This is a genomic window from Nonomuraea sp. C10 (genome assembly GCF_008017515.1).
GTDB lineage: Bacteria > Actinomycetota > Actinomycetes > Streptosporangiales > Streptosporangiaceae > Nonomuraea > Nonomuraea ferruginea.
Genome location: NZ_VPFF01000001.1, coordinates 1,119,757 through 1,140,150, shown reverse-complemented (window position 1 = coordinate 1,140,150; position 20,394 = coordinate 1,119,757). Strand labels below are relative to the sequence as shown.

Sequence of the window (20,394 nt, the reverse complement as noted above, 5' to 3'; positions counted from 1 at the left end):
CATGACACGCCACATGGACATCCCCTGGTGGCGTGATGCCGTCGTCTATGAGATCTACGTCCGCAGCTTCGCCGACGCCTCCGGAGACGGCGTCGGCGATCTCGCGGGGATACGTGAACGCCTGCCCTACCTGAGAGACCTGGGGGTCGACGCCGTCTGGCTGACCCCCTTCTACCCCTCCCCCATGGCCGACGGCGGCTACGACGTGGCCGACTATCGCGGTGTCGACCCGCTGTTCGGCACGCTGGCCGACTTCGACGCGCTGGTGGCCGACGCGCACGCGCTCGGCCTGCGGGTGCTGGTGGACGTCGTGCCCAACCACAGCTCCTCCGAGCATCCCTGGTTCCAGGCCGCGCTGCGGGGCGAGGGCCGCGACCGTTACATCTTCCGCGACCGGCCCAACAACTGGCAGTCCACCTTCAGCGGCCCGGCCTGGACCCAGGTGGACGACGGGTCGTGGTACCTCCACCTGTTCGCGCCCGAACAGCCGGACTTCAACTGGCGCAACCCCGAGGTCCGGGAGGAGTTCCTGGACATCCTGCGGTTCTGGCTGGACAAGGGCGTCGACGGGTTCCGCATCGACGTGGCGATGGGGCTGTTCAAGGCGGAGGACCTGCCGGACGTGCGCGACCAGTCGTTCATGTCCAAGTCCCCGGTCTGGGGTCAGCCGGAGGTCCACGACGTCTACCGCGACTGGCGGGCGCTGCTCGACACCTACCCGGACGAGCGGATGGCGGTGGGCGAGGTGTGGACCGACACGCTGGAGGACCTCGCGCTGTACGTGCGCCCGGACGAGCTCCACCAGAGCTTCAACTTCGCCTGGCTGCAGGCGCCCTGGTCGGCGACCGCGTTCAGGAAGGTGATCGACGACACGGTGGCGACGGTCCCGTTCGCCACCTGGGTGCTGTCCAACCACGACGTGGTACGCCACCGCACCCGTTACGGCACGGCCGACCCCGGCACCGGCATGGCGCGGGCGCGGGCCGCTCTCCTGGCGACACTTGCCCTCCCCGGGTCGGCATATCTCTACCAAGGGGAGGAACTCGGACTCCCTGAGGTAGAGAATCTTCCTCCGGAGGCGCGGCAGGACCCGGTCTTCAAGCGCTCGAAGGGCGAGCTGCCGGGCCGCGACGGCTGCCGCGTGCCGATCCCGTGGTCCGCTCGGGGCGACTCGTACGGGTTCTCGCCCGAGGGGGTAAAACCGTGGCTGCCGCAGCCCGACGAGTTCGCCGAGCTGAGCGTGGCCCGGCAGACCGGCGATCCTGATTCGATGCTGGAGTTCTACCGGCGCGCCCTGGCCTGCCGGCGGGAGCTGGCCCGGACCGTACCGTACGGGCTGGAATGGCTGGAGTCGTCCGAGGACGTGCTCGTATTCGCGCGCGGGCCGCTGGTGTGCGCGATCAACTGCGGCACCGAGCCGGCGCCGCTGCCGCCGCACGAGAGCGTGCTGCTGTCCAGCGGCCCGGTCGGCGGCAGCCTGCCGCCCGACACGGCGGTCTGGCTCCGGCGCGCCGTCAGCTAGCCCGGGTGGCGCGCTCGTCGCGGACCGGGATGACCGGTAGCGAGACCAGCGCGCACGCCAGACCCGCGGCGAAGGCGGCCCAGTAGCCCGACTGGGTGATCAGCAGTCCGGCGAGGGGGGTGACGGCCAGCGCCACCGTGTTCTGCACCGTGTTGTGGACGCCGAGCACCCGGCCGGCCGCCGCGGGCCCGGCCAGCTCGCCGGCGGCGAGGTAGGCCAGCCCGTTCCCGGCCACGGTGATCACCGCGGCCAGCGCCAGCATGGCCACGCCCAGCCCGGATCCCGCGTACGTGCCGAGCACCAGCAGGCCGAGGGCGGCGAGCGCGGTGAGGGTGAGCAGGCGCAGCGGCGCCATCCGCAGTCCGGTCACGTCGGACCAGCGGCCCGCCGCGACCCGCGTGGCGGCCCCGGCGACGGCCGCCCCCGCGAACAGCTGCCCGGCCGCCACGCCGTCCCACCCGTACACCTCGACCAGGCAGGCGACCCCGTACGTGCCGACGACGACCTGCGGCACCACGTGCAGCCCGCTCGTGGCGTGCACGCGCCAGAGCGCGGGCTGCCGGTACGGGGACCCGGCGGGCTTCCTGGCGGCCCCGGCGACGGCGTGCGGCGGTTCGGCCAGGAACACGCCCGCCAGCACGGCGGCCAGCAGGCTCACGCCCGCGCAGACCAGCATGACGCCGGAGATGCCGTACGCCCGCGCCACGGGCGGCAGCGTGAACCCGGCCACGGCCATGCCGAGCGTGTACGAGACCTGCCGCACTCCCATGGCCACGCCGCGCTCGGGCGGCTCGAACCAGCGCAGCACGATGCGTCCGCCGCCCACCATCGCGGCGCAGCCCGCCGCCCCGGCCCCGGCGAGCAGCGCGACCACCGCCCAGGCGTTCCCCGCGAAGGAGGCTGCGGCTAAGAGGAGGGCGGCACCGCCGACGCCCAGGCCGAGGATCAGCCGCTCGCCGTACCGGTCGGCCAGCGCGCCCCAGGCGACCAGGGCGAGCAGGATGCCGATGCCGGGCGCGTTGGCGATGATCCCGGCCACCGGCAGGGAGACGCCGAAATGACGCTGGATGTCGGGGATGACCAGGGGCAGTCCGGCCAGGCCGAGGGTGACGCCGGCGTGCGCGTTGACCCCGAGGGCCAGCATGAGCCAGCGCCGTCGGTGCGGGGCGCTCACGCGAAGCGTTTGAGGTACGCCATCTCGTCCTCGGTGAGCCGGCGCGGTGCCGCCCGCTCGGCGTCGTAGGCCACCAGCTTGGAGGTGGCCGTGACGTACAGCTCGTCGTCGTCGAGGATCTCGTACTTCAGCGTGAAGCGCACCGGGCTGATCTCGGTCACCCACGACTCGACCCGGACCGGCTCCGCGCGGAGGCCGAGCGGCCGCAGGTAGTCGATCTCGTGGCGGGTCACGACCAGGCCCTTGAAGGGGGGTTCGCCCGCCTTGTACGGGTCGACGTGGAGCATTCCCCAGCGGGCGTCCTCAAGGTAGTCGAAGAAGCGGACGTTGTTCACATGTCCTTGCGAGTCGATGTCCGCGAATCGCACCATTCGGAGGAAGACGTGCCGTTGCGCCAGGGAGTGTTCAACCACGAGGCAACGGTACCGGTTCGCCGTCAAGACCCCTACAGGGCCTACCATTTCTAGATTTGCTTACTAGAATTTTGTTCGCATCAGTCAGCCGAGGGATCGAGGTGTCGAGATGAGCGGGATCGCCGAGGGCCGCGTGGTGATCGTCACGGGCGCGGCCAGGGGCATCGGCCGGGGGCACGCGCTGGAGTTCGCCCGGCAGGGCGCCAAGGTGGTGGTGAACGACCTGGGCGCCGAGGTGGACGGCACCGGCTCGTCCGGGGCGGCGGCGGAGGTCGTCGCGGAGATCGAGGCCATGGGCGGGGAGGCGATCGTCAACGGCGAGGACGTCGCCGACTTCGACGGCGCCCGGCGGCTGGTCGAGGCCGCTGTCGAGCGCTTCGGCGACCTGCACGTGCTGGTCAACAACGCCGGCATCCTGCGCGACCGAATGCTGTTCAACATGAGCGCCGAGGAGTGGGACGCGGTGGTCCGGGTGCACCTGGGCGGCACGTTCGCCCCGCTGCGCCACGCCGCCGCCTACTGGCGTGAGCAGGCCAAGGCCGGCCGGCCCGTCGACGCCCGGATCATCAACACCACCTCGTCCTCCGGCATCTACGGCAACCCGGGCCAGGGCAACTACGGCGCGGCCAAGGCGGGCATCGCGGGCCTGACCGTCATCGCCGCCAGGGAGCTGGAGCGCTACGGCGTCACGGTCAACGCCATCGCGCCGACCGCGCTGACCCGGATGACCGACGGGATCATCCCGGGCGACGCCGACGCGGACCCCGACGACGTGGCGCCGCTCGTGGTCTGGCTGGGCAGCGCCGAGTCGCGCGGCGTCACCGGCCGGGTGTTTAACGTGCGGGCCGGGCGGATCAGCGTGGCCGAGGGCTGGCACGCGGGCCCGGAGGTGGACAAGGGCTCCCGCTGGGACCCGGCGGAGCTGGGCGCGGTGATCCCGGCGCTGGTGGACAAGGCCGCGCCGAACGCGCTGACCAACGGGAAGATCCCCGGCCGGGAGGCTAGCGGATCCTGAGCGGGTCGAGGCGGCGGATCAGCGTCATCGCCGCCTCGGCCACCTCGCGCGCGTCCTCCTCGGAGTCGCTGGTGGCCACCTCGCGGGCGGCCTCGCCGATGATGCTGGTCAGCACCGTCACGGTGAACCGGTCGAGCGGGTCGCCGCCGGAGCCGAGCAGCACGGCGTTCTGCCGTACCCACTCGCGGTTGCGCGTGCGGCGGATCAGCTCGAAGCCGGGCGGCCCGTCGCCGTCGATGAACAGCCGGACCAGGTCGCGCCGCTCCCACGCGCCGTCGAGGTAGGCGCGGGCGCCGGCGATGAGCAGCTCGACCGGGTCGGTGACCCCCTCCTGCTTGGCCCGCGCCACGCTGGCGCCCGCGGCCTGCTCGTGGGCCGCCTGATGGTCCTCGTAGAGGGCGAGGAACAGCTCGGTCTTGCCGCCGAAGTGGTGGTAGAGGCTGCCGACGCTGGAGCCGGCGCGGGCGACGACCTCGGAGACTCCGGCCTCGGCGAAGCCGTGCTCGCCGAACACCTCCCGCGCCGCCTGGAGCATGCTCTTGCGGGTCTGCGCCGTACGGCTCCATTCCCACGAGGTCTTGCGTGCCATGCGAACATCTTAGAGGCGAGAAATTCTAGAATCATATTCTTGACAGCCTGCCGCACGAGAGCCGAACCTTCTCCTAGAGGTTTGTTCTAGGAAGTGAGGCGGCCGTGGACTTCTCGCTCAGCACCGAGGAACGGCAGATCAGGGACACCGTCCGGGCCTTCGTGGAGAAGGAGATCATGCCGCTGGAGCCGGACGTGCTGCGCAACGAGCGCGCCGGCCACCCCGCGCTCGACCCCGGCGTCACCCAGGAGCTGCGGGACAAGGCGCGCAAGACCGGCCTGTGGGGCATCAACACCCCCGAGGAGTACGGCGGCGCCGCGCTCGGCCCCATCATGTCGGCGATCATCGCCATGGAGGTGGGCCGCACGTTCGTGCCGTTCACCTTCGGCGGCAGCGCCGACAACATCCTGTACGCCGGCACCGACGAGCAGAAGCGCCGCTACCTGATCCCCACCATCGAGGGCGAGCGCCGCTCCTGCTTCGCCATCACCGAGCCGGGCGCGGGCTCCGACGCCCGCAACATCAGCGCCAGGGCCGTACGCGACGGCGCCGAGTGGGTCATCAACGGTGAGAAGACGTTCATCACCGGCGGCAGCGAGGCCGACTTCGTCATGGTGTTCGCCGTCGCCGAGCCGTACGGGGTCACCTGCTTCCTCGTCGACCGCGACATGGGCTGGACGTCCGAGCCGATCCCCACGATGGGCGAGTGGGGGCCCGCGTCGCTGGTGTTCCAGGACGTCCGGGTGCCGGAGGAGAACATCCTGGGCGAGCTGGGCAAGGGCTTCGAGCTGGCCATGCAGTGGATCGGCCAGGGCCGTTACATGATCCCCGCCAGGGCCATCGGCTCGGCCGAGCGGATGCTGGGCATGGCCGTCGAGTACGCGAAGATCCGCAAGTCCATGGGCCAGGCGATCGCCGGATACCAGGCGATCCAGTGGATGATCGCCGACTCGCAGGTGGAGATCGAGGCGGCCAAGTGGCTGACGCTCTACGCGGCCTGGCGCGTCCAGCAGGGCATGGACGCCCGGCACGCCTCCTCGATCGCCAAGCTCAACGGCGCGGTCATGGCGAACCAGGTGGTCGACCGGGTGCTGCAGATCCACGGCGGCATGGGCTACACCAAGGAGCTGCCGATCGAGCGGTGGTACCGCGAGCTGCGGCTGCTGCGCATCTTCGAGGGCACCGACGAGATCCAGCGCCGCACGATCGCGCGCAACCTGATCAAGGGCCACGCCCGGCTCGGCACGATCGGGGAATGACCCCGGCTCAGGAAGCGGCGGTGTACCACCGCTTCCTGAAGCCTCACGGCAGCCGGTTCGACAGCACCAGCGTGGCGGCCGAGGCGAACATGCCGCCGTTCCCCAGCACGACGCTCACCTCCACCCCCGGCACCTGCGCGGCCGCCTCACCGCGCAGCTGCCGCACCGCCTCCTGGATGGCGAACATCCCGTACATCCCGGTATGCGTGTACGACAGGCCGCCGCCGTTCGTGTTCAGGGGCAGCCGGCCGCCGGGTGAGGTGTGACCCTCGGCGATGAACGCGCCGGCCTCGCCCCGCTTGACGAACCCCAGGTCCTCCAGCCCGTAGATCGGCACGTGCGCGAAGGCGTCGTACACCATCAGGTGGTCCACGTCGTCGTGCGAGATGCCCGCCTCGGCGAACGCGGCCTCCCCCGACAGGCGGAACCCCTTGGCCGTGGTGAAGTCCTCCATCTGCGAGATCATCGGCGAGTCCATCGCCTCGCCCGAGCCCAGCAGGTAGACCGGGTCGTCACGCCGGGCCAGGTCCGCGCTCGTGACGACCAGCGCGCCGCCGCCGTCGGTCACCAGGCAGCACTCCAGCAGGTGGAACGGGTAGGCGACGATCCGCGAGGCCAGCACGTCGTCCACCGTGATCAGGTCGCGGTGCATCGCCCGCGGGTTCAGGTGCGCCCAGCGCCGCTGCGCCACCGCGACCTCGGCGAGCTGCTCGTGGGTGAGGCCGAACTCCTTCATGTAGCGCAGCGCCGTCAGCGTGAACGTGGTCGTCGGGCCCATCACCCCGTACGGCATCTCGAACTGGCCCATCAGCGAGTCGGGCGCCATCGAGAACCGCGGCGCCCCGATCCGGGACCGGCCCGACTCGCCATGCGTGATCAGCACCGTACGGCAGAGCCCCGCCCGGATGGCGGCGGCCGCGTGGCGCACGTGGAACAGGAACGACGAGCCGCCGACCCCGGTGCCGTCGAGCCAGGACGGGGTGATGCCCAGCGCGTGGGCGACCTGGATGGGGCCCGGGGTGCCGACGGTGGCGATGCCGTCGATGTCGTCCTTGGTCATGCCCGCGTCGGCCAGCGCGTTGCGCGCGGCCTCCAGGTGGAGCTCCATCGTCGAGTGGCCGGGCAGCCTGCCGACCGCGTCGGTCTCGGCGGCGCCCGCGATCACCGGGTTCACTGGGCACCGCCCGCCGGCTCGAAGAGGGGCACGTGCACCTCGCCGCGTTCCTCGAACGTCACCCGCAGCGGCATGTCAAGCTCCAGGTTCTCGGGCGCGGGCTCGACGCCGACCAGGTTCGTCATCATCCGCACCCCCTCCTCCAGCTCCACCACCGCGATCGCGTACGGCCCCTCGAACCCGGGCGCCGGCCGGTGGTTGATCACGTACGAGTAGAGCGTGGCCCTGCCGCTGGCCCGCACCCACTCGACGGAGCCGGAGCCGCAGCGCGGGCAGCTCGGCCGGGGATAGAAGTAGTGACGCTCGCAGGCCAGGCAGCGCTGGATCCTGAGCTCTCCGGCCGCCGTCCCGTCCCAGAAGGGCTGGGTGTCGGGAGTGGGGCGTGGTACGGGCTTCATGGGGCTCCCGCCTCTCGGTTTTAGAACCCCACTCTAGATTTTTCTTCTGCGTTTGCTCAAGGGCTCGGGATCCCGTTCCCGTTCCTGCCCTCGCCGGCCAGCACCTGCTCCAGCGTCACCCTCGGCCCGTCCGGGCGCGGACCCACCTGGGCGAGCTGGATCAGCACCCCGTGCGCCTCCTTCGGGTGCAGGAACACCTCCCGCCAGCGGGGATCCGACAGGTTCAGCCCGTGCAGGCGGTAGCCCTTCCCCCTCAGCTCAGCCACGGCCGCGTCGATGTCGCTCACGTGGAAGTTGAGATGGTGCACGCCGCCCCTGCCCCGGGTCAGCTCGAAGAAGCTGTCGAAGAACGTCGAGCCGGGCAGCGGCTCCATCAGTTCGATCTTGCTCCCGTTGGTGTAGGTGAGCTGCAGGGTCCGGTATCCGGCCTGCCGGTTGTCGCCCCCGCCCCCGAGGTGCCGCCCACCGAGCAGGTCGCGGTAGATGGGCAGCAGGTCCCTGATGCGCGGCGCGGCCACGGCCGTGTGGTCGAAGGCCACCTCGACGCCGTCCAGTTCGAGCTCCACCCGGACTCCTTCCCCTCAGCGAATCTAGAATCTGATTCTAGACATCCCTCGCGCACCCCGGAAACGCGAGATCCCGCACGGAGACGGTCTCCGTGCGGGATCTCGGGTGGAACCACGCGATCAGTCGCGGTGCAGCTTGCGGTAGGTCACCCGGTGCGGGCGGGCCGCGTCGGCGCCCAGCCGATCGATCTTGTTCTTCTCGTAGTCGGCGAAGTTGCCCTCGAACCAGAACCAGTTGGACCCTTCCTCCCACGCCAGGATGTGCGTGGCGATCCGGTCGAGGAACCACCGGTCGTGGGAGGTGATGACGGCGCAGCCCGGGAACTCCAGCAGCGCGTTCTCCAGCGAGGACAGCGTCTCGGTGTCGAGGTCGTTGGTGGGCTCGTCGAGCAGCAGCACGTTGCCGCCCTGCTTCAGAGTCAGCGCCAGGTTGAGCCGGTTGCGCTCGCCGCCGGACAGCACGCCCGCCTTCTTCTGCTGGTCGGGCCCTCTGAACCCGAACGCGGCGATGTAGGCGCGCGACGGCATCTCGACGTTGCCGACCTTGATGTGGTCGAGCCCGTCGGAGACGACCTCCCACACGTTCTTGTTGGGGTCGATGCCGCCCCGGCTCTGGTCGGCGTACGAGATCTTGACGGTGTCGCCGACGGTGATGGCGCCGCCGTCGGGCTGCTCGTCACCCGTGATCATGCGGAAGAGCGTGGTCTTGCCGACGCCGTTGGGGCCGATGATGCCGACGATGCCGTTACGCGGCAGGTCGAAGGTGAGCTTCTCCATCAGCAGGCGGTCGTCGAAGCCCTTGGTGAGATCCTCCGCCCTGATCACCGTGGTGCCGAGGCGCGGGCCCGGCGGGATCTGGATCTCGTCGAAGTCGAGCTTGCGGTGCTTGTCGGCCTCGGCCGCCATCTCCTCGTAGCGCTGGAGCCGGGCCTTGCTCTTGGTCTGGCGGGCCTTCGGGTTGGACCGGACCCACTCCAGCTCGTCTTCGAGGCGCTTCTTGCGCTTGACGTCCTTCTGGCCCTCGACCCTGAGCCGGGCCGCCTTGGCCTCGAGGTAGGTCGAGTAGTTGCCCTCGTAGGCGAAGGCACGGCCGCGGTCGAGCTCGAGGATCCAGGTCGCGACGTTGTCGAGGAAGTAGCGGTCGTGGGTGACGGCCAGGACGGTGCCGGCGTACTTCTCCAGGTGCTGCTCCAGCCACTGGACGCTCTCGGCGTCGAGGTGGTTGGTCGGCTCGTCGAGCAGCAGCAGGTCGGGCGCCTCCAGCAGCAGCTTGCAGAGGGCCACGCGGCGGCGCTCGCCACCGGACAGCGTCGTCACGTCGGCGTCGGGCGGCGGGCAGCGCAGGGCGTCCATCGCCTGCTCCAGCTGGCTGTCGAGATCCCAGGCGTTGCGATGCTCAAGCTGCTCCTGCAGCTTGCCCATCTCGTCGAGCAGCTCGTCGCTGTAGTCGGTGGCCATCTGCTCGGCGATCTCGTTGTAGCGCTCGAGCATCCTCATCGTCTCGGCGACGCCCTCCTGGACGTTGCCGAGCACGGTCTTCTCCTCGTTGAGAGGCGGCTCCTGCTGGAGCATGCCCACGGTGAAGCCCGGCATCAGCCGCGCCTCGCCGTTGGACGGCTGCTCCAGACCGGCCATCATCCGGAGCAGCGTCGACTTGCCCGTGCCGTTGGGCCCCAGGACACCGATCTTGGCCCCTGGCAGGAACGACAGGGTGACGTCGTCAAGGACAACCTTGTCGCCATGCGCCTTGCGCACGCGCTGAAGCGTATAGATGTACTCCGGCATGGTATCTAGCTTAGGGGCTCCCGCCCGAGCTTCCGAACGCGACGGCGAAGGGCCTTCCTGGCCGGGCCTGCCGGGGAGCCGCGAGGTCAGCCGGCCGGGTCGCCCTGGAGACGGGGCGGGACGGCGGGGACGCAGACGCGGTTTCTGCCCAGCTCCTTGGCCCGGTAGAGGGCCAGGTCGGCGGCCGCCAGGAGCTCGATGAGGTCGTCGCCGTGCTCGGACATCAGGGCGACGCCCGCCGAGACCGTGACCGAGATGACCGCCTCGTCGGCGGGGACGGACATGCGGCCGATCCGGGCACGCAGACGCTCGGCGACCCGGCGGGCCTCGTGCAGGTCGGCCCCCGGCAGCAGCACGACGAACTCCTCGCCGCCGAAGCGCCCCACCAGGTCGTAGTCGCGCAACTGGCCGCGGAGCACGTCCGCCACGTTGACCAGCACCAGGTCTCCGGCCAGATGCCCGTGGGCGTCGTTGACCCGTTTGAAGTGGTCGATGTCGATGATCAGGAGCGCGAGCGTCTCTCCCGTACGGCGCGCGCGGACGATCTCGGTGTCGGCCTCCCGCTGCCAGGCGGCGGCGTTGAGCAGGCCGGTCTTCGCGTCGGTGCGGGCCGCCGCCTGCAGCTGGGCGTGCAGGAGGCTGCGCTGGAGCAGCACGACCGGGGGGAGGGCGAGCAGCAGCAGGATGGGGTGCAGGCCGCACCCGACGGTCACCGTGACGCCGAGGCACAGCTCCACCACGTCCAGCGTGAAGCTCTCCCGGTCCCAGAGCACCGCGCGCCAGCCGAGGTCGGGGTTGGCGGTGTGGGCGGCGATCGCGATCAGGGCGGTGTTGATGAGCGCGAACACCACGGCGGCCAGGATAGCCAGCATGATGGTGGCGCTGTCGCTCCCCGAGAGCGGCCAGGCTTCCGGGGCCAGCCCGTGGAACAGCAGGGACGCCGCGCACCCGGCCAGGCCGATCGCGGCCGCGCTGAACACCCGCCGGTGCAGCACCGCCGCCCGGACCCGCAGCTGCAGCAGCGTCTGCAGCACGATCGGCGCGAGCAGCGCGTACACCGGCGGCAGCAGCAGCGCGACGGGCAGCCACCAGGCCGACAGCAGGTCACGCGACACCCCCGCCGGCATGCCGAGCCGTCGGGTGGCCTCGATGCAGACCGCGCCGCAGCCCATCAGCGCCGCGAAGACCATCAGGCTGCGCCAGTGGAAGGGGGTGGTGAGGGCCGTCGCGGCGATCGCGGCCAGGTCGGCGACGACGATCACGCTGATGTAGGCGACCAAGGCCCGGCGTTGGCCGAGAAATGGCCATCGGGAGACCAATGCGGACAGACCGTCACGTCGCTTTATCGAGGTGTGACTGGCCGCCGCCATGTGGTCTCCCCTCCCACTAACGATGTGTAACACAATAGTTGCGGAGTGTGCGGTGCGCGATGGGAAACGATAGCTTTGCCAGAGAAACCGCAGAGGTTATGTGGTTGGCTAGATGTGGACACGGTTCGCTTCCGCGAACAAGCCACTGCGAAGGGAGCACATCATGATGCGGGGCGTCATCTGGACTTGACGACCGCCCTTGCCCTCCACGCGGGCGACCCATCGGCCCCGGCGCTCACCACTCAGCGCGCCACCGATGCCCCCTCCCCCCACCTTCCCGGGGCCCGCCGGCACCTGTTCGTCTTCCCGCATCCCTCGTGTTCCAGCACCACCCGCGCGACCTCTCGCCAACGCCGAGGTCATCTCATCGACCTCTTCGGGAAACCCCCGGGCTAGGCACCGTGAGACATGCCCCCGGCCCGCTCATCCCGCCGTAACCCCGGGGGCGCATGCGGAGAGCCGGTGAGATCCCGGCCGGACGCCGCCACCGACTACGCGACATCGGCGCGCCGTTTCGGCACCGGACCTCCTGGTCGGACGCCGGGATCGGCGCGCACTTCCGGCACCGGACCATCTGACCGGACACCAGGATCGGCGCGCCACCACCAACACCGGACCACCTGACCGGACACCAGGATCGACGCGCCGTTCCGGCACGGGCCCTCCTGGCGGGACGCCGGAGGCAGCGCGCCACTTCCAGCGCCAGACCACCCGGCCGAACGCCAGGATCGGCGCGCCACCACCAGCACCGGACCACCTGGCCGGACGCCGGAAATGGCGCGCCGCCATGGACGGGGCATCAGGCTGCGGCTCGCTCCTCCTGTGGCCACTCGGCGTCTTCGGACTCCTTCTCGTTGTCGTCGGCGCCGATGATGCGCACCGCGGCCTCGTCCGCCGGGATCTCCCTGACCACCATGCCGGGCCCCTTGCGGGCGGCGCCCATCGCCCAGTCCTGGGTCTCCTCGTCGAGGCGGTCGCGCATCTCCCTGCTCACTGGGCCGCCGCCCGCCCGCTCGGGCTTGACGAAGGTGCCGGTGCCCCAGCGCAGGTCGTGGCCCACGGCCGAGGCCTCGACCTCGGGCATGAAACGCCGGTCGCCCTCAGGGCCGAACTCGCGGATGCGGAGCTTGCCCGACACCACCACCGGCTGCCCGACCCGTACGGACTGGGCGACGTTGTCGCCCAGCGCGCGCCAGCAGCGCACCGCGAAGCAGACCTTCTCGCCGTCGGCCCACTGGCCCGACTTCCTGTCGAAGTAGCGATGGGCGGTGAGCACCCGGAGCGAGGTGACCTTGGAACCGTCGTCGAAGGTGTATTGACGCGGCTCCGCCGCGACGTTGCCGGTGAGCGTGACGTAGATGTCGTTCATCCGTTGCCTCCCCTGTGGCGGGCCGGACGCCCGCGACCTGGGACCACGGTGCCGACCACGGCCCGCCCGCGAAGCCGCCGAGCGGTGTTCTGGGGATGGCCGCCCGGCGGGAACGGAGGCTGTGGAAGGTCAGCTCGACAGGCCGCGCATGGCGGTGTAGAAGGCGTGGTGGCGGGCGAGTTCGCGCTCCACCGGCTCCACCACCATCTTCTCCGCGATCGCCGCCACCCGCCGCCGCATCTCCCGCTCCAGCCGCTCCCGCTCGCGCGAGGCGCCCAGCTCGACGAAGTTGCGTGAGGCGATGCCCGACAGGGCGCCCAGCCCGAGCACCGACACCGTCATCAGCGCCGCCCACGGCAGCGCCGCGGTGTCGCCCATCAGCTCCAGCGCCGGCGGCAGCGCGCCCGGTATGAGCAGCCCCAGCAGGAGCCAGAGCACGCCGCACCCGAACGCCGCCACCAGGGCGTACTGCCACGCCTTGAGCAGCCGCCACCAGGCGGGCACCCGGTCGAGCTGGGGCGCGACCTGGGTGAGGTCCTCGGTGAGCGCCGACGGCACCTTGCCCAGCCGGGAGCGGGCCGCGTGGTGGAGCGACGACCGCCACACCGGGTGCATGGTGCCCGACAGCCCTTCGGCCAGCGCCTGGACGGCGTTGGTGACCTCGGCCGCCTGCGCGGTCACGGTGCCGGCGGCGATGCCCTTGATCTCGTCGCTGACGTCCTCCAGGCGGAGGCTCTTGATCGGGTCGGGGCGGAACCGGTCGGCCCAGCGCGGGAACGGCCAGCCCACCCACCGGTTGGAGCGCTCGACGTAGATGTTCTCCATGGCCTCGCCCACGGCCGGCACGCCGACGGCGTCGCAGAGCGCGTCCACCAGGCCCATCTTGCGGGCCTCGTCCACCGCGGCGGGGATGGCCAGCGCCTCCCCGACCGGCATGGCGGCCGTCATCCGCTGCTCCAGCTTGCGGAGGTCGGCCTCCAGCCTCTGGATCGCGGCCCGGCGGCGGGAGACGGCCGCCGCGACGACGCTCTTGAGGCTCTCGACGCCGCGGCCGGTGACGGCCGAGGTCGGCACGACCGTCGGGTGCTCGACGCCTTCGCGGCGGAGCAGGTCGTTGAGGTCGATGACCAGCTCGGCCAGTTCCTCGGTGGAGAGCCGGTCGGCCTGGTTGAGCGCGAACACGGTCACCGCCTCGTGGCCCGCCAGCTCGGTGACGTAGCGGCGGTGGGTGGAGGCGTCGGCGTACTTCTGCGGGTCGAGCACCCACACCACCAGGTCGGCCAGCCCGATGAGCCGGTCGGCCTCATTGTCGTTGAGCGCCCTGATCGAGTCGTGGTCGGGCAGGTCGAGCAGGATGAGCCCGTGCAGCTGGCTCTCGCCCTTGTCCAGCGCGCTGGCCCGGGCGAACCGGTGGCGCCACTGGATCTGCAGCCAGTCGAGCAGCGGCGCCGCGCCTTCGAGCCCCCACACGCAGGCGTGGGTGCGGGCGGTGGTGGGCCGCCGCACGCCGGTCGGCGACAGCTCCAGCCCCGAGACGGCGTTGAACAGCGACGACTTGCCGCTGCCCGTGCCGCCCGCGAGGGCGACCACGGTGTGCTCCGACGACAGCTTGAGCCGGTCACCGGCGCGCAGCAGCAGCGACTCGGCCTCCGACATCAGCTTGGGGTCGAGCCGTCCGGGGCCGAGCTCCACGACCTTGGACAGCGCGGACAGCCGGGACGAGAGCCCCGGCCTGGGCGTGGTGACGGTGGTCATCGTGCGACCTCAAGGTTGTACGTGGCCTGGTAGAGCCGCGTCGCGGCGGACTCGTCGGGGATGCCGGCCGAGTCGAGCGCTTGCACGTATCGCATGGACTCCTCGTCGAACAGCATGCTGATCCTGGCCCGCAGGTCGCTCAGCGCCTTGGCGCCGATGCCGCGCAGCGACTCGGCGCCCAGCAGCGCCTTGACCAGCCGGTGCGGCACCCCCTCGACATGGCCGCCGCTGAACATGGCGACCATGAAGATCAGCGACAGCGAGTCGGCGTCGAACGACACCAGCTTCGACACCGTCCGCTTGGCCACGCCCTCGGTGCGGACCAGCTCGGTGACGTGTTCCTGCCAGGCCGCGACAGCCCGGCCGGCGTGCCGTACGAGATCGTCGGAAGGCCGCTCCAGGCCGTCGGCGAGCGCCGCCCCGACCTCGGCGCGGTGCCGCCAGCGGGCGGTCACCTCCTCAGCCGCGCGGGTGGCGGCGGCCACGATCACGGACTCCAGGCCGGCCCGCAGCGCCGCCCTGAACGCGATGATCCGCTCGGGCGTCTGCCTGCCGCTCCTGGCGCGCTTGCGCAGCTGGAGCGAGCGCATCAGGTCGCCGGAGCCGGCGAAGTCCTGCCAGCGGGCGAGCACCTCGCCGTGGATCAGCGCGCCGCTCCTGAACGCCTTGTCGAGGTCCGTGAGGGCGCCGAGGTAGGCGGCCTCCACGTCGCCGCGCAGCTCACCGCGGAAGGCGACCTGCGCCTCCAGGTGCTTGGCCAGCGCCGGCACGCGGGTGCGGAAGCTGTCGAGCACGCCGTTGAGCGTCTCCCTGACCGCCTGGGCGCGGCGGGCCCCGTCGACGGACAGCTCGGCGAGCCACAGCCGCAGCTCGGTCACCTCGCTGTCGGGCAGCCGACCGTCGGCGACCTTCGACTCGCTGATGACGAACCGGTCGATCTCGCCCAGGCCGTACTCGGTGAGCATCCGGACGAAGTGCTTGAGCACCACCTCGCGGGCCCTGTCCTGGACGCGGGAGAGCACGATGGCCAGCCTGGCGCCGCGCTCCTTGGCCAGGCGGAGCAGGTTCCAGGCGGGGGCGTCGGCGTAGCGGGCGGCGGTGGTGACGAAGATCCACAGGTCGGCGGCGTCGAGCATGCGGTGGGCGATCTCGTGGTGCTCCTCGACGACCGAGTCGATGTCGGGGGTGTCGAGCAGCGCCACGCCCTGGGGCAGCTTCTCCGTGGCGCTGATCACGATGCCGCGCTGGCCCGCCTCGGGCCTGGCCTGGTCGAACCGTCGCAGGCCGCCCAGCAGCTCGCCCTCGGCGAACCACTGGCGGTCGTCGGGATGGCAGACCAGGACGGGCACGCCGGTGGTCGGCCGCCGCACGCCGGTGCGCGAAACGTTCTTCTCGGCGAGGGAGTTGACCAGCGTGGACTTGCCCGCGCCGGTCGAGCCCGCGACCACGATCAGGGCGGGCGCGGTGTTCATCCGCACCCTCGGCAGCACGTAGTCCTCAAGCTGGGCGAGCAGCTCGCCGCTCGCCTTGCGCGCCTCGCCGGCGCCCGGCAGGTCGAGCCCGAACCGCAGCGACGCCACGCTCTCGCGCAGCGCCCCGAGCGCCGCCGCCATCGCCTTCACGGTCTCAGGCGGCAACTCCTCCTCACGTACGCCCTCCGCCTCGGGCCCCACAGGTACGGAGTCCGCCTCGGCCCCGGGCTTGTCATCGGGCCCCTCAGATACGGAGTCCGCCTCGTCCTCAGCCTCCTCCGCTACGGATTCCGCCCCGGCCCCGGGCTCCTCCGGCACGGATTCCGCCCCGGCCCCGGGCTCCTCCGGCACGGATTCCGCCTCGGTCTCGGGACTCTCCCGTACGGAGTCCGGCTCGTCGCCGAAGTCCTCCGGTACGGACTTCGCCTCGGGCTCCTCCGGTACGGAGTCCGCCTCGTCTTCGTCGGCGACGGCCTTCTCGTCAGCGCCGTCCCCGGGTGCTTCGGCCGGAAGGCCGGGCTCGGCGGCCTCGGACTCGGCGGGTGCCTCCGGCTCGGAGTCCTCGACGGCGACCGGTTCGCGCTTGGCCGCAGGAGTTTCCTCCGGAGCCTGGTCCGTCTCCTCCCCGGTCGCGGGCTCCGGCTCGGCAGCCGCGGCCCCTGATCCCCTGACGACCGGGCCGAAGGCGTCGAACTGCGGCTCAGCGGGCGCCTCGGGACCCGGCTTCGAGTCCCCGGAGACGAACGGCGCGAAGGCATCGAACTCGGGCTCGGAGCGCTCGCCGGCCCGCCTCCCGGCGGGAGACTCCCTCTCGGGTCGGGCGGCGGAGCCCTCCGGAGGGCGCGAGGCCTCGCGTTCCGGCTTCACGCCTGACGGGCGGTGGCCATCCGGCTGTCCCGCAGCCGTCCCCGAGGCCTCGCGTTCCGGCTTCGCGCCTGGCGGGCGGCCCGCAGCCCGCTTTTGCTCGGCGGGTAGGTCCGCCGGGGGGCCCGGGGGCGCGTCGGTAATGGCGGGGAGGCTCAGGGTCTGCTCCCCTGGCCGCTCTCCGCGCCCGTCATCCATGGCGGTGTTCAAGGCAGGCGCTCCGCTCGAACCATCTCGACCTCCTGGCCGACCTCGACGACATCGCCGACGACGATGATCGCCGGTGGCCGTATCCCAGCCGCGGACACGCGTTCGGCCACGGTGGAAAGCGAAGCGGTGACCGCCCGCTGGGTCGGAAGGGTACCGTCCTGCACCACCATTACGGGAGTCTCCGGTGGACGTCCGTCTCGGATGAGGGCCTCGGCGACCGCGGGCAGCCGCTCGACGGCCATCATGAGCACCAGGGTGCCACGGGAACGCGCCAGGCCGGGCCAGTCGACGGTGGACCGGGGGTCGTCCGGCGCGACATGCACCGAAATGACGTGGAACTCCTGGCTCACCCCGCGGTGCGTGACGGGGACACCGGCCGCGGCGGGCACCGCGACGGCGCTGCTGATGCCGGGCACGACCAGCACGGGGATGCCGGCCCGGGCGCAGGCGATCATCTCCTCGCCGCCGCGCCCGAACACGAACGGGTCGCCGCCCTTGAGCCGGACCACGAACTTGCCCTCTCTGGCGCGCTCCACCAGCAGCTCGTTGATCTTCTCCTGGGAGAGGGACCGGCCGTAGGGCACCTTGGCGGCGTCGACCAGCTCGACATCGGGGGCCAGCTCGTCGAGCAGGGCGCGGGGCGCCAGCCGGTCGGCGACGACCACGTCGGCCTGCGCGAGGAGCTGGCGCCCGCGTACGGTGATCAGCCCGGGGTCGCCGGGCCCGCCGCCGACGAGCGCCACGCCCACCGGCTTGGTGCGGTTGCGCCGGGCGTCGACGGTGCCGTCGCGCAGCGCGCCCACCACGGCGTCACGGATGCCGGCCGCCCTGCGCGGGTCGCCGCCCGCGGTGACGGCCACGCTGATCTCGTCGACCCGGCCGGAGGCCGGGGTCCAGGCGGCGGAGGCGTCCTTGTCGTCGGCGCGCACGCACCAGATGCGCTTGGCCTCGGCCTCGGCGGCCACCGCGGTGTTGACCGGCCGGTCGTCGGTGCACGCCTGGACGAGCCAGGCGCCGTCGCAGTCGCCCACCTGGTAGGGCCGGGCGTGCCAGGTGACCCGGCCCGCGGCGATGAGGTCGTCCAGAGCGGGGGTGACGGACGGCGAGACCACGGTCACTTCCGCGCCGGCGTCGAGCAGCGCGGGCACCCGCCGCTGGGCGACTCTCCCGCCACCCACGACGAGGACCCGGCGACCGGAAAGCCGCAGGCCGAGGAGGTAGGGGCCCATGGTGGGTGAATCTCCCGTTCGCGAACGTTGTGTGCTAGGTGGATAAACCTACCGGCTCTCAACGCGTCATTTGTTGCGCAGGGGTCAACGGCCGTCAAGCAGAGGCCGGCGGGGGTCCCAGCGCTCTCCGCCCGCTTCGTCGGCGCGCCGTCTGGCCATCGCCGAGAGCGCCTCCAGGACGACCCTGTTGCCGAGGAGCGCCGTGATGTCGGCGTGGTCGTACGGGGGCGCGACCTCGACGATCTCCATGCCCGCGACGGGCAGCTCGTAGCAGATGCGCCGCACCGCGTCGAGCAGTTGCCGGGCCGTGAGCCCGCCCGGCTCGGGGGTGCCGGTGCCGGGCGCGTGGCCGGGGTCGCACACGTCGATGTCGATGGACAGGAAGATCTGGTCGCACTCGTCCAGGGCGATGCGGAACGCCTCCGTGAGGCACTCCTCCAGGCCGCGGGCGACGATCTCGGTCATCTCGTAGGAGCGCATGTCCTGCCGGGCCATCCACTCCAGCGTCTCCGGCTCCGGCCAGTAGCCGCGCAGCCCGATCTGCAGGAACCGGTCACCGCGGATCGCGCCGGACTCGATCAGCCGGCGCATCGGCTGACCGTGCCCGTACAGGTGGCCGAAGGAGATGTTCCCGGTGTCGGCGTGCGCGTCGAAGTGGATCATCGAGGTGCGGCCGGGGGCGTGCGCGCGGGCGGTGCCGCGGGCGTCCGGCAGCGCCACCGTGTGGTCGCCGCCGAGCACCACCGGGACGGCGCCGGAGGCGGCGATCCGGTGCACCGCCGACTCGATGGCCTCCAGTGAGCCCTCCACGTCGCCCGAGTAGCACTCGACGTCGCCGGCGTCGAGCACCCGCAGGTCGCGCAGGGCGTCCACGCGCAGCGCGAGGCTGGGCCTGGAGCCGTCCTGCGGCAGGTAGCAGGCCTGGCGCAGGGCCATCGGGCCGAATCTGGCGCCGGGGCGGTGGGAGGTCCCGCCGTCGAAGGGGGCGCCGAGGATGACGACGTCCGCGTCCGCGTAGCTCGCGGGGTCGTCGACGTCGCAGCGTTCGACGCCGAGGAAGGTGAGGTCCGGGCCGTACATCGGTCCGTATCTGGGCACTGGTCACCTCATCGGGTGGTTCCTGTCCCTTTCATCATCACATGTGCTTCTCGGTGACTCCGGCCGAGTCGAACGTGGCGACCTCGTGCATGACGCGGACGGCGGCGCAGACGAGCGGGTGGGCCAGCAGCCCGCCGGTGCCCTCGCCGAGCCGCAGCTCCAGGTCCACCAGAGGGCGCAGGCCGAGGTGCTCCAGCGCGGCGGAATGACCGGGCTCGGCGGAGCGGTGGCCCGCGACGCAGTGGTCGACGGCGGCGGGTGAGAGCGCGGCGGCGGCCAGCGCGGCGGCCCCGGCGATCACGCCGTCGAGGATCACCGGCACCCGCGCCGCCGCCCCGCCCAGGATGAAGCCGGCGATGGCGGCGTGCTCGAACCCGCCGACGGCGGCCAGCACCCGCGACGCCTCCTGCAGCTTGAGCCCGTGCGGATCCGGCCGGCCCTCCATGAGGATGCCGTTGACCTGGAGCGCCTCGCGGACGACGGCGATCTTGCGGGCGTGGGTCTCCTCCGTGACGCCGGTGCCGAGGCCGGTCACCGCGGCGGGGTCGCGGCCGGTGAAGGCCGCGATCAGCGCCGCCGAGGCCGTCGTGTTGGCGATGCCCATGTCTCCCGTGATCAGGCACCGGGCGCCGGACGCCACCAGGTCGCGGGCCACGCCGATGCCCGCCTCCAGCGCGCGTACGGCCTCCTCGCCGGTCATCGCGGGGCCCCGCGACAGATCGGCGGTGCCGTACGCGATCTTCCGCTTGACCAGGCGGGCGTCGTCGGGCAGGTCGGCGGCGACGCCGACGTCCACCACGGTGACCGACGCCCCGATCTGGGCGGCGAAGGCGTTGGCCACCGCCCCTTCCGCCAGGAAGTTGTGCACCATCTGCACCGTGACCTCCTGCGGCCACGGGGTGACGCCGCGGGCGTGCACGCCGTGGTCGGCGGCGAAGATGGCCAGCGCGGCCGGCTCCGGCATGGGCGGCGGGCTGACCCCGGCCGCCCCGGCGAGCCGCACGGCGACCTCCTCCAGCGCGCCGAGGGACCCGCGCGGCTTGGTGAGCCGGTCCTGGTGGGCACGCGCGTCGGCGATCGCGCGGGGGTCGGCGGGGCGGAGCGCGGCGAGTGTCTCGGCGAGCACGGAACC

General features: G+C 71.9%; 17 protein-coding genes. 3 read left to right on the top strand and 14 right to left on the bottom strand.

Features of this window, described 5'->3' with window-relative positions; genetic code table 11:
• Position 1 precedes the first annotated feature (1 nt).
• Complete coding sequence (locus tag FR742_RS05335) at positions 2-1,522, top strand: glycoside hydrolase family 13 protein (RefSeq protein ID WP_261808364.1); 1,521 nt, start codon at positions 2-4, stop codon at positions 1,520-1,522.
• Here the strand turns inward: FR742_RS05335 and FR742_RS05330 are convergent.
• Positions 1,515-2,696, bottom strand: coding sequence for an MFS transporter (locus tag FR742_RS05330; protein ID WP_148029893.1), 1,182 nt, complete (start codon positions 2,694-2,696; stop codon positions 1,515-1,517). The two genes, FR742_RS05335 and FR742_RS05330, sit on opposite strands and share 8 nt — an antisense overlap.
• Positions 2,693-3,109, bottom strand: a complete 417-nt coding sequence (locus FR742_RS05325) for a thioesterase family protein (protein ID WP_261808363.1) — start codon at positions 3,107-3,109, stop codon at positions 2,693-2,695. The genes FR742_RS05330 and FR742_RS05325 overlap by 4 nt, the downstream gene beginning before the upstream one ends.
• A 109-nt stretch (positions 3,110-3,218) precedes the next feature.
• On the opposite strand from FR742_RS05325, the gene FR742_RS05320 reads away from it, so the two are divergent.
• The gene (locus tag FR742_RS05320) at positions 3,219-4,124 is read left to right on the top strand and encodes an SDR family oxidoreductase (protein ID WP_148029891.1); all 906 of its coding nucleotides are present in this window, start codon (positions 3,219-3,221) and stop codon (positions 4,122-4,124) included.
• Here FR742_RS05320 and FR742_RS05315 read toward each other — a convergent pair.
• A complete protein-coding gene (locus FR742_RS05315; protein WP_148029890.1) occupies positions 4,111-4,713 on the bottom strand; it encodes a TetR/AcrR family transcriptional regulator in 603 nt (200 codons plus the stop codon). The genes FR742_RS05320 and FR742_RS05315 overlap by 14 nt on opposite strands.
• 104 nt (positions 4,714-4,817) lie before the next feature.
• Between FR742_RS05315 and FR742_RS05310 the strand changes: the two genes are divergently transcribed.
• Positions 4,818-5,972, top strand: a complete 1,155-nt coding sequence (locus FR742_RS05310) for an acyl-CoA dehydrogenase family protein (RefSeq protein WP_148029889.1) — start codon at positions 4,818-4,820, stop codon at positions 5,970-5,972.
• Between the two features lie 43 nt (positions 5,973-6,015).
• On the opposite strand, the gene FR742_RS05305 is transcribed toward FR742_RS05310, so the two are convergent.
• From FR742_RS05305 to cobT, 11 genes are all read right to left on the bottom strand, one after another.
• On the bottom strand, positions 6,016-7,146 hold the full coding sequence (locus FR742_RS05305) for a thiolase C-terminal domain-containing protein (protein WP_148029888.1): 1,131 nt from the start codon (positions 7,144-7,146) through the stop codon (positions 6,016-6,018).
• Complete coding sequence (locus tag FR742_RS05300; RefSeq protein WP_148029887.1) at positions 7,143-7,544, bottom strand: Zn-ribbon domain-containing OB-fold protein; 402 nt, start codon at positions 7,542-7,544, stop codon at positions 7,143-7,145. The genes FR742_RS05305 and FR742_RS05300 overlap by 4 nt, the downstream gene beginning before the upstream one ends.
• A 56-nt stretch (positions 7,545-7,600) precedes the next feature.
• The gene (locus FR742_RS05295) at positions 7,601-8,110 is read right to left on the bottom strand and encodes a VOC family protein (RefSeq protein WP_148029886.1); all 510 of its coding nucleotides are present in this window, start codon (positions 8,108-8,110) and stop codon (positions 7,601-7,603) included.
• A gap of 120 nt (positions 8,111-8,230) precedes the next feature.
• The gene (gene ettA / locus FR742_RS05290) at positions 8,231-9,895 is read right to left on the bottom strand and encodes an energy-dependent translational throttle protein EttA (RefSeq protein ID WP_148029885.1); all 1,665 of its coding nucleotides are present in this window, start codon (positions 9,893-9,895) and stop codon (positions 8,231-8,233) included.
• 86 nt (positions 9,896-9,981) lie between these two features.
• Positions 9,982-11,175 (bottom strand): GGDEF domain-containing protein, encoded by a 1,194-nt coding sequence (locus tag FR742_RS05285; RefSeq protein WP_246640523.1) that lies wholly within the window; start codon positions 11,173-11,175, stop codon positions 9,982-9,984.
• Positions 11,176-12,064: 889 nt separating this feature from the next.
• The gene (locus FR742_RS05280; RefSeq protein WP_148029883.1) at positions 12,065-12,634 is read right to left on the bottom strand and encodes a single-stranded DNA-binding protein; all 570 of its coding nucleotides are present in this window, start codon (positions 12,632-12,634) and stop codon (positions 12,065-12,067) included.
• Positions 12,635-12,763: 129 nt separating this feature from the next.
• Positions 12,764-14,389 carry a GTP-binding protein gene (locus tag FR742_RS05275; RefSeq protein WP_148029882.1) on the bottom strand — a complete coding sequence of 542 codons (1,626 nt, stop codon included), beginning with the start codon at positions 14,387-14,389 and terminating at the stop codon, positions 12,764-12,766.
• Complete coding sequence (locus FR742_RS05270; protein ID WP_261808362.1) at positions 14,386-16,728, bottom strand: dynamin family protein; 2,343 nt, start codon at positions 16,726-16,728, stop codon at positions 14,386-14,388. The genes FR742_RS05275 and FR742_RS05270 overlap by 4 nt, the downstream gene beginning before the upstream one ends.
• 203 nt (positions 16,729-16,931) lie before the next feature.
• Positions 16,932-18,164: a uroporphyrinogen-III C-methyltransferase gene (gene cobA, locus FR742_RS05265; protein ID WP_148029881.1), complete on the bottom strand. Its 1,233-nt coding sequence runs from the start codon at positions 18,162-18,164 to the stop codon at positions 16,932-16,934.
• Between the two features lie 84 nt (positions 18,165-18,248).
• Positions 18,249-19,262, bottom strand: a complete 1,014-nt coding sequence (speB, locus tag FR742_RS05260) for an agmatinase (protein ID WP_148029880.1) — start codon at positions 19,260-19,262, stop codon at positions 18,249-18,251.
• A 37-nt stretch (positions 19,263-19,299) separates the two neighbouring features.
• Entirely contained in the window at positions 19,300-20,388 is a 1,089-nt protein-coding gene (gene cobT / locus FR742_RS05255; RefSeq protein ID WP_148029879.1) for a nicotinate-nucleotide--dimethylbenzimidazole phosphoribosyltransferase, read from the bottom strand.
• Positions 20,389-20,394 lie beyond the last annotated feature (6 nt).

What these genes read in the sequence shown, in the direction of transcription:
- FR742_RS05335 (WP_261808364.1), top strand. Translation starts at nt 2, where the DNA reads ATGACACGCCACATGGACATCCCCTGGTGGCGTGATGCCGTCGTCTAT.
- FR742_RS05320 (WP_148029891.1), top strand. Translation starts at nt 3,219, where the DNA reads ATGAGCGGGATCGCCGAGGGCCGCGTGGTGATCGTCACGGGCGCGGCC.
- FR742_RS05315 (WP_148029890.1), bottom strand. Translation starts at nt 4,713, where the DNA reads ATGGCACGCAAGACCTCGTGGGAATGGAGCCGTACGGCGCAGACCCGC.
- FR742_RS05300 (WP_148029887.1), bottom strand. Translation starts at nt 7,544, where the DNA reads ATGAAGCCCGTACCACGCCCCACTCCCGACACCCAGCCCTTCTGGGAC.
- ettA (WP_148029885.1), bottom strand. Translation starts at nt 9,895, where the DNA reads ATGCCGGAGTACATCTATACGCTTCAGCGCGTGCGCAAGGCGCATGGC.
- FR742_RS05280 (WP_148029883.1), bottom strand. Translation starts at nt 12,634, where the DNA reads ATGAACGACATCTACGTCACGCTCACCGGCAACGTCGCGGCGGAGCCG.
- FR742_RS05275 (WP_148029882.1), bottom strand. Translation starts at nt 14,389, where the DNA reads ATGACCACCGTCACCACGCCCAGGCCGGGGCTCTCGTCCCGGCTGTCC.
- cobA (WP_148029881.1), bottom strand. Translation starts at nt 18,164, where the DNA reads ATGGGCCCCTACCTCCTCGGCCTGCGGCTTTCCGGTCGCCGGGTCCTC.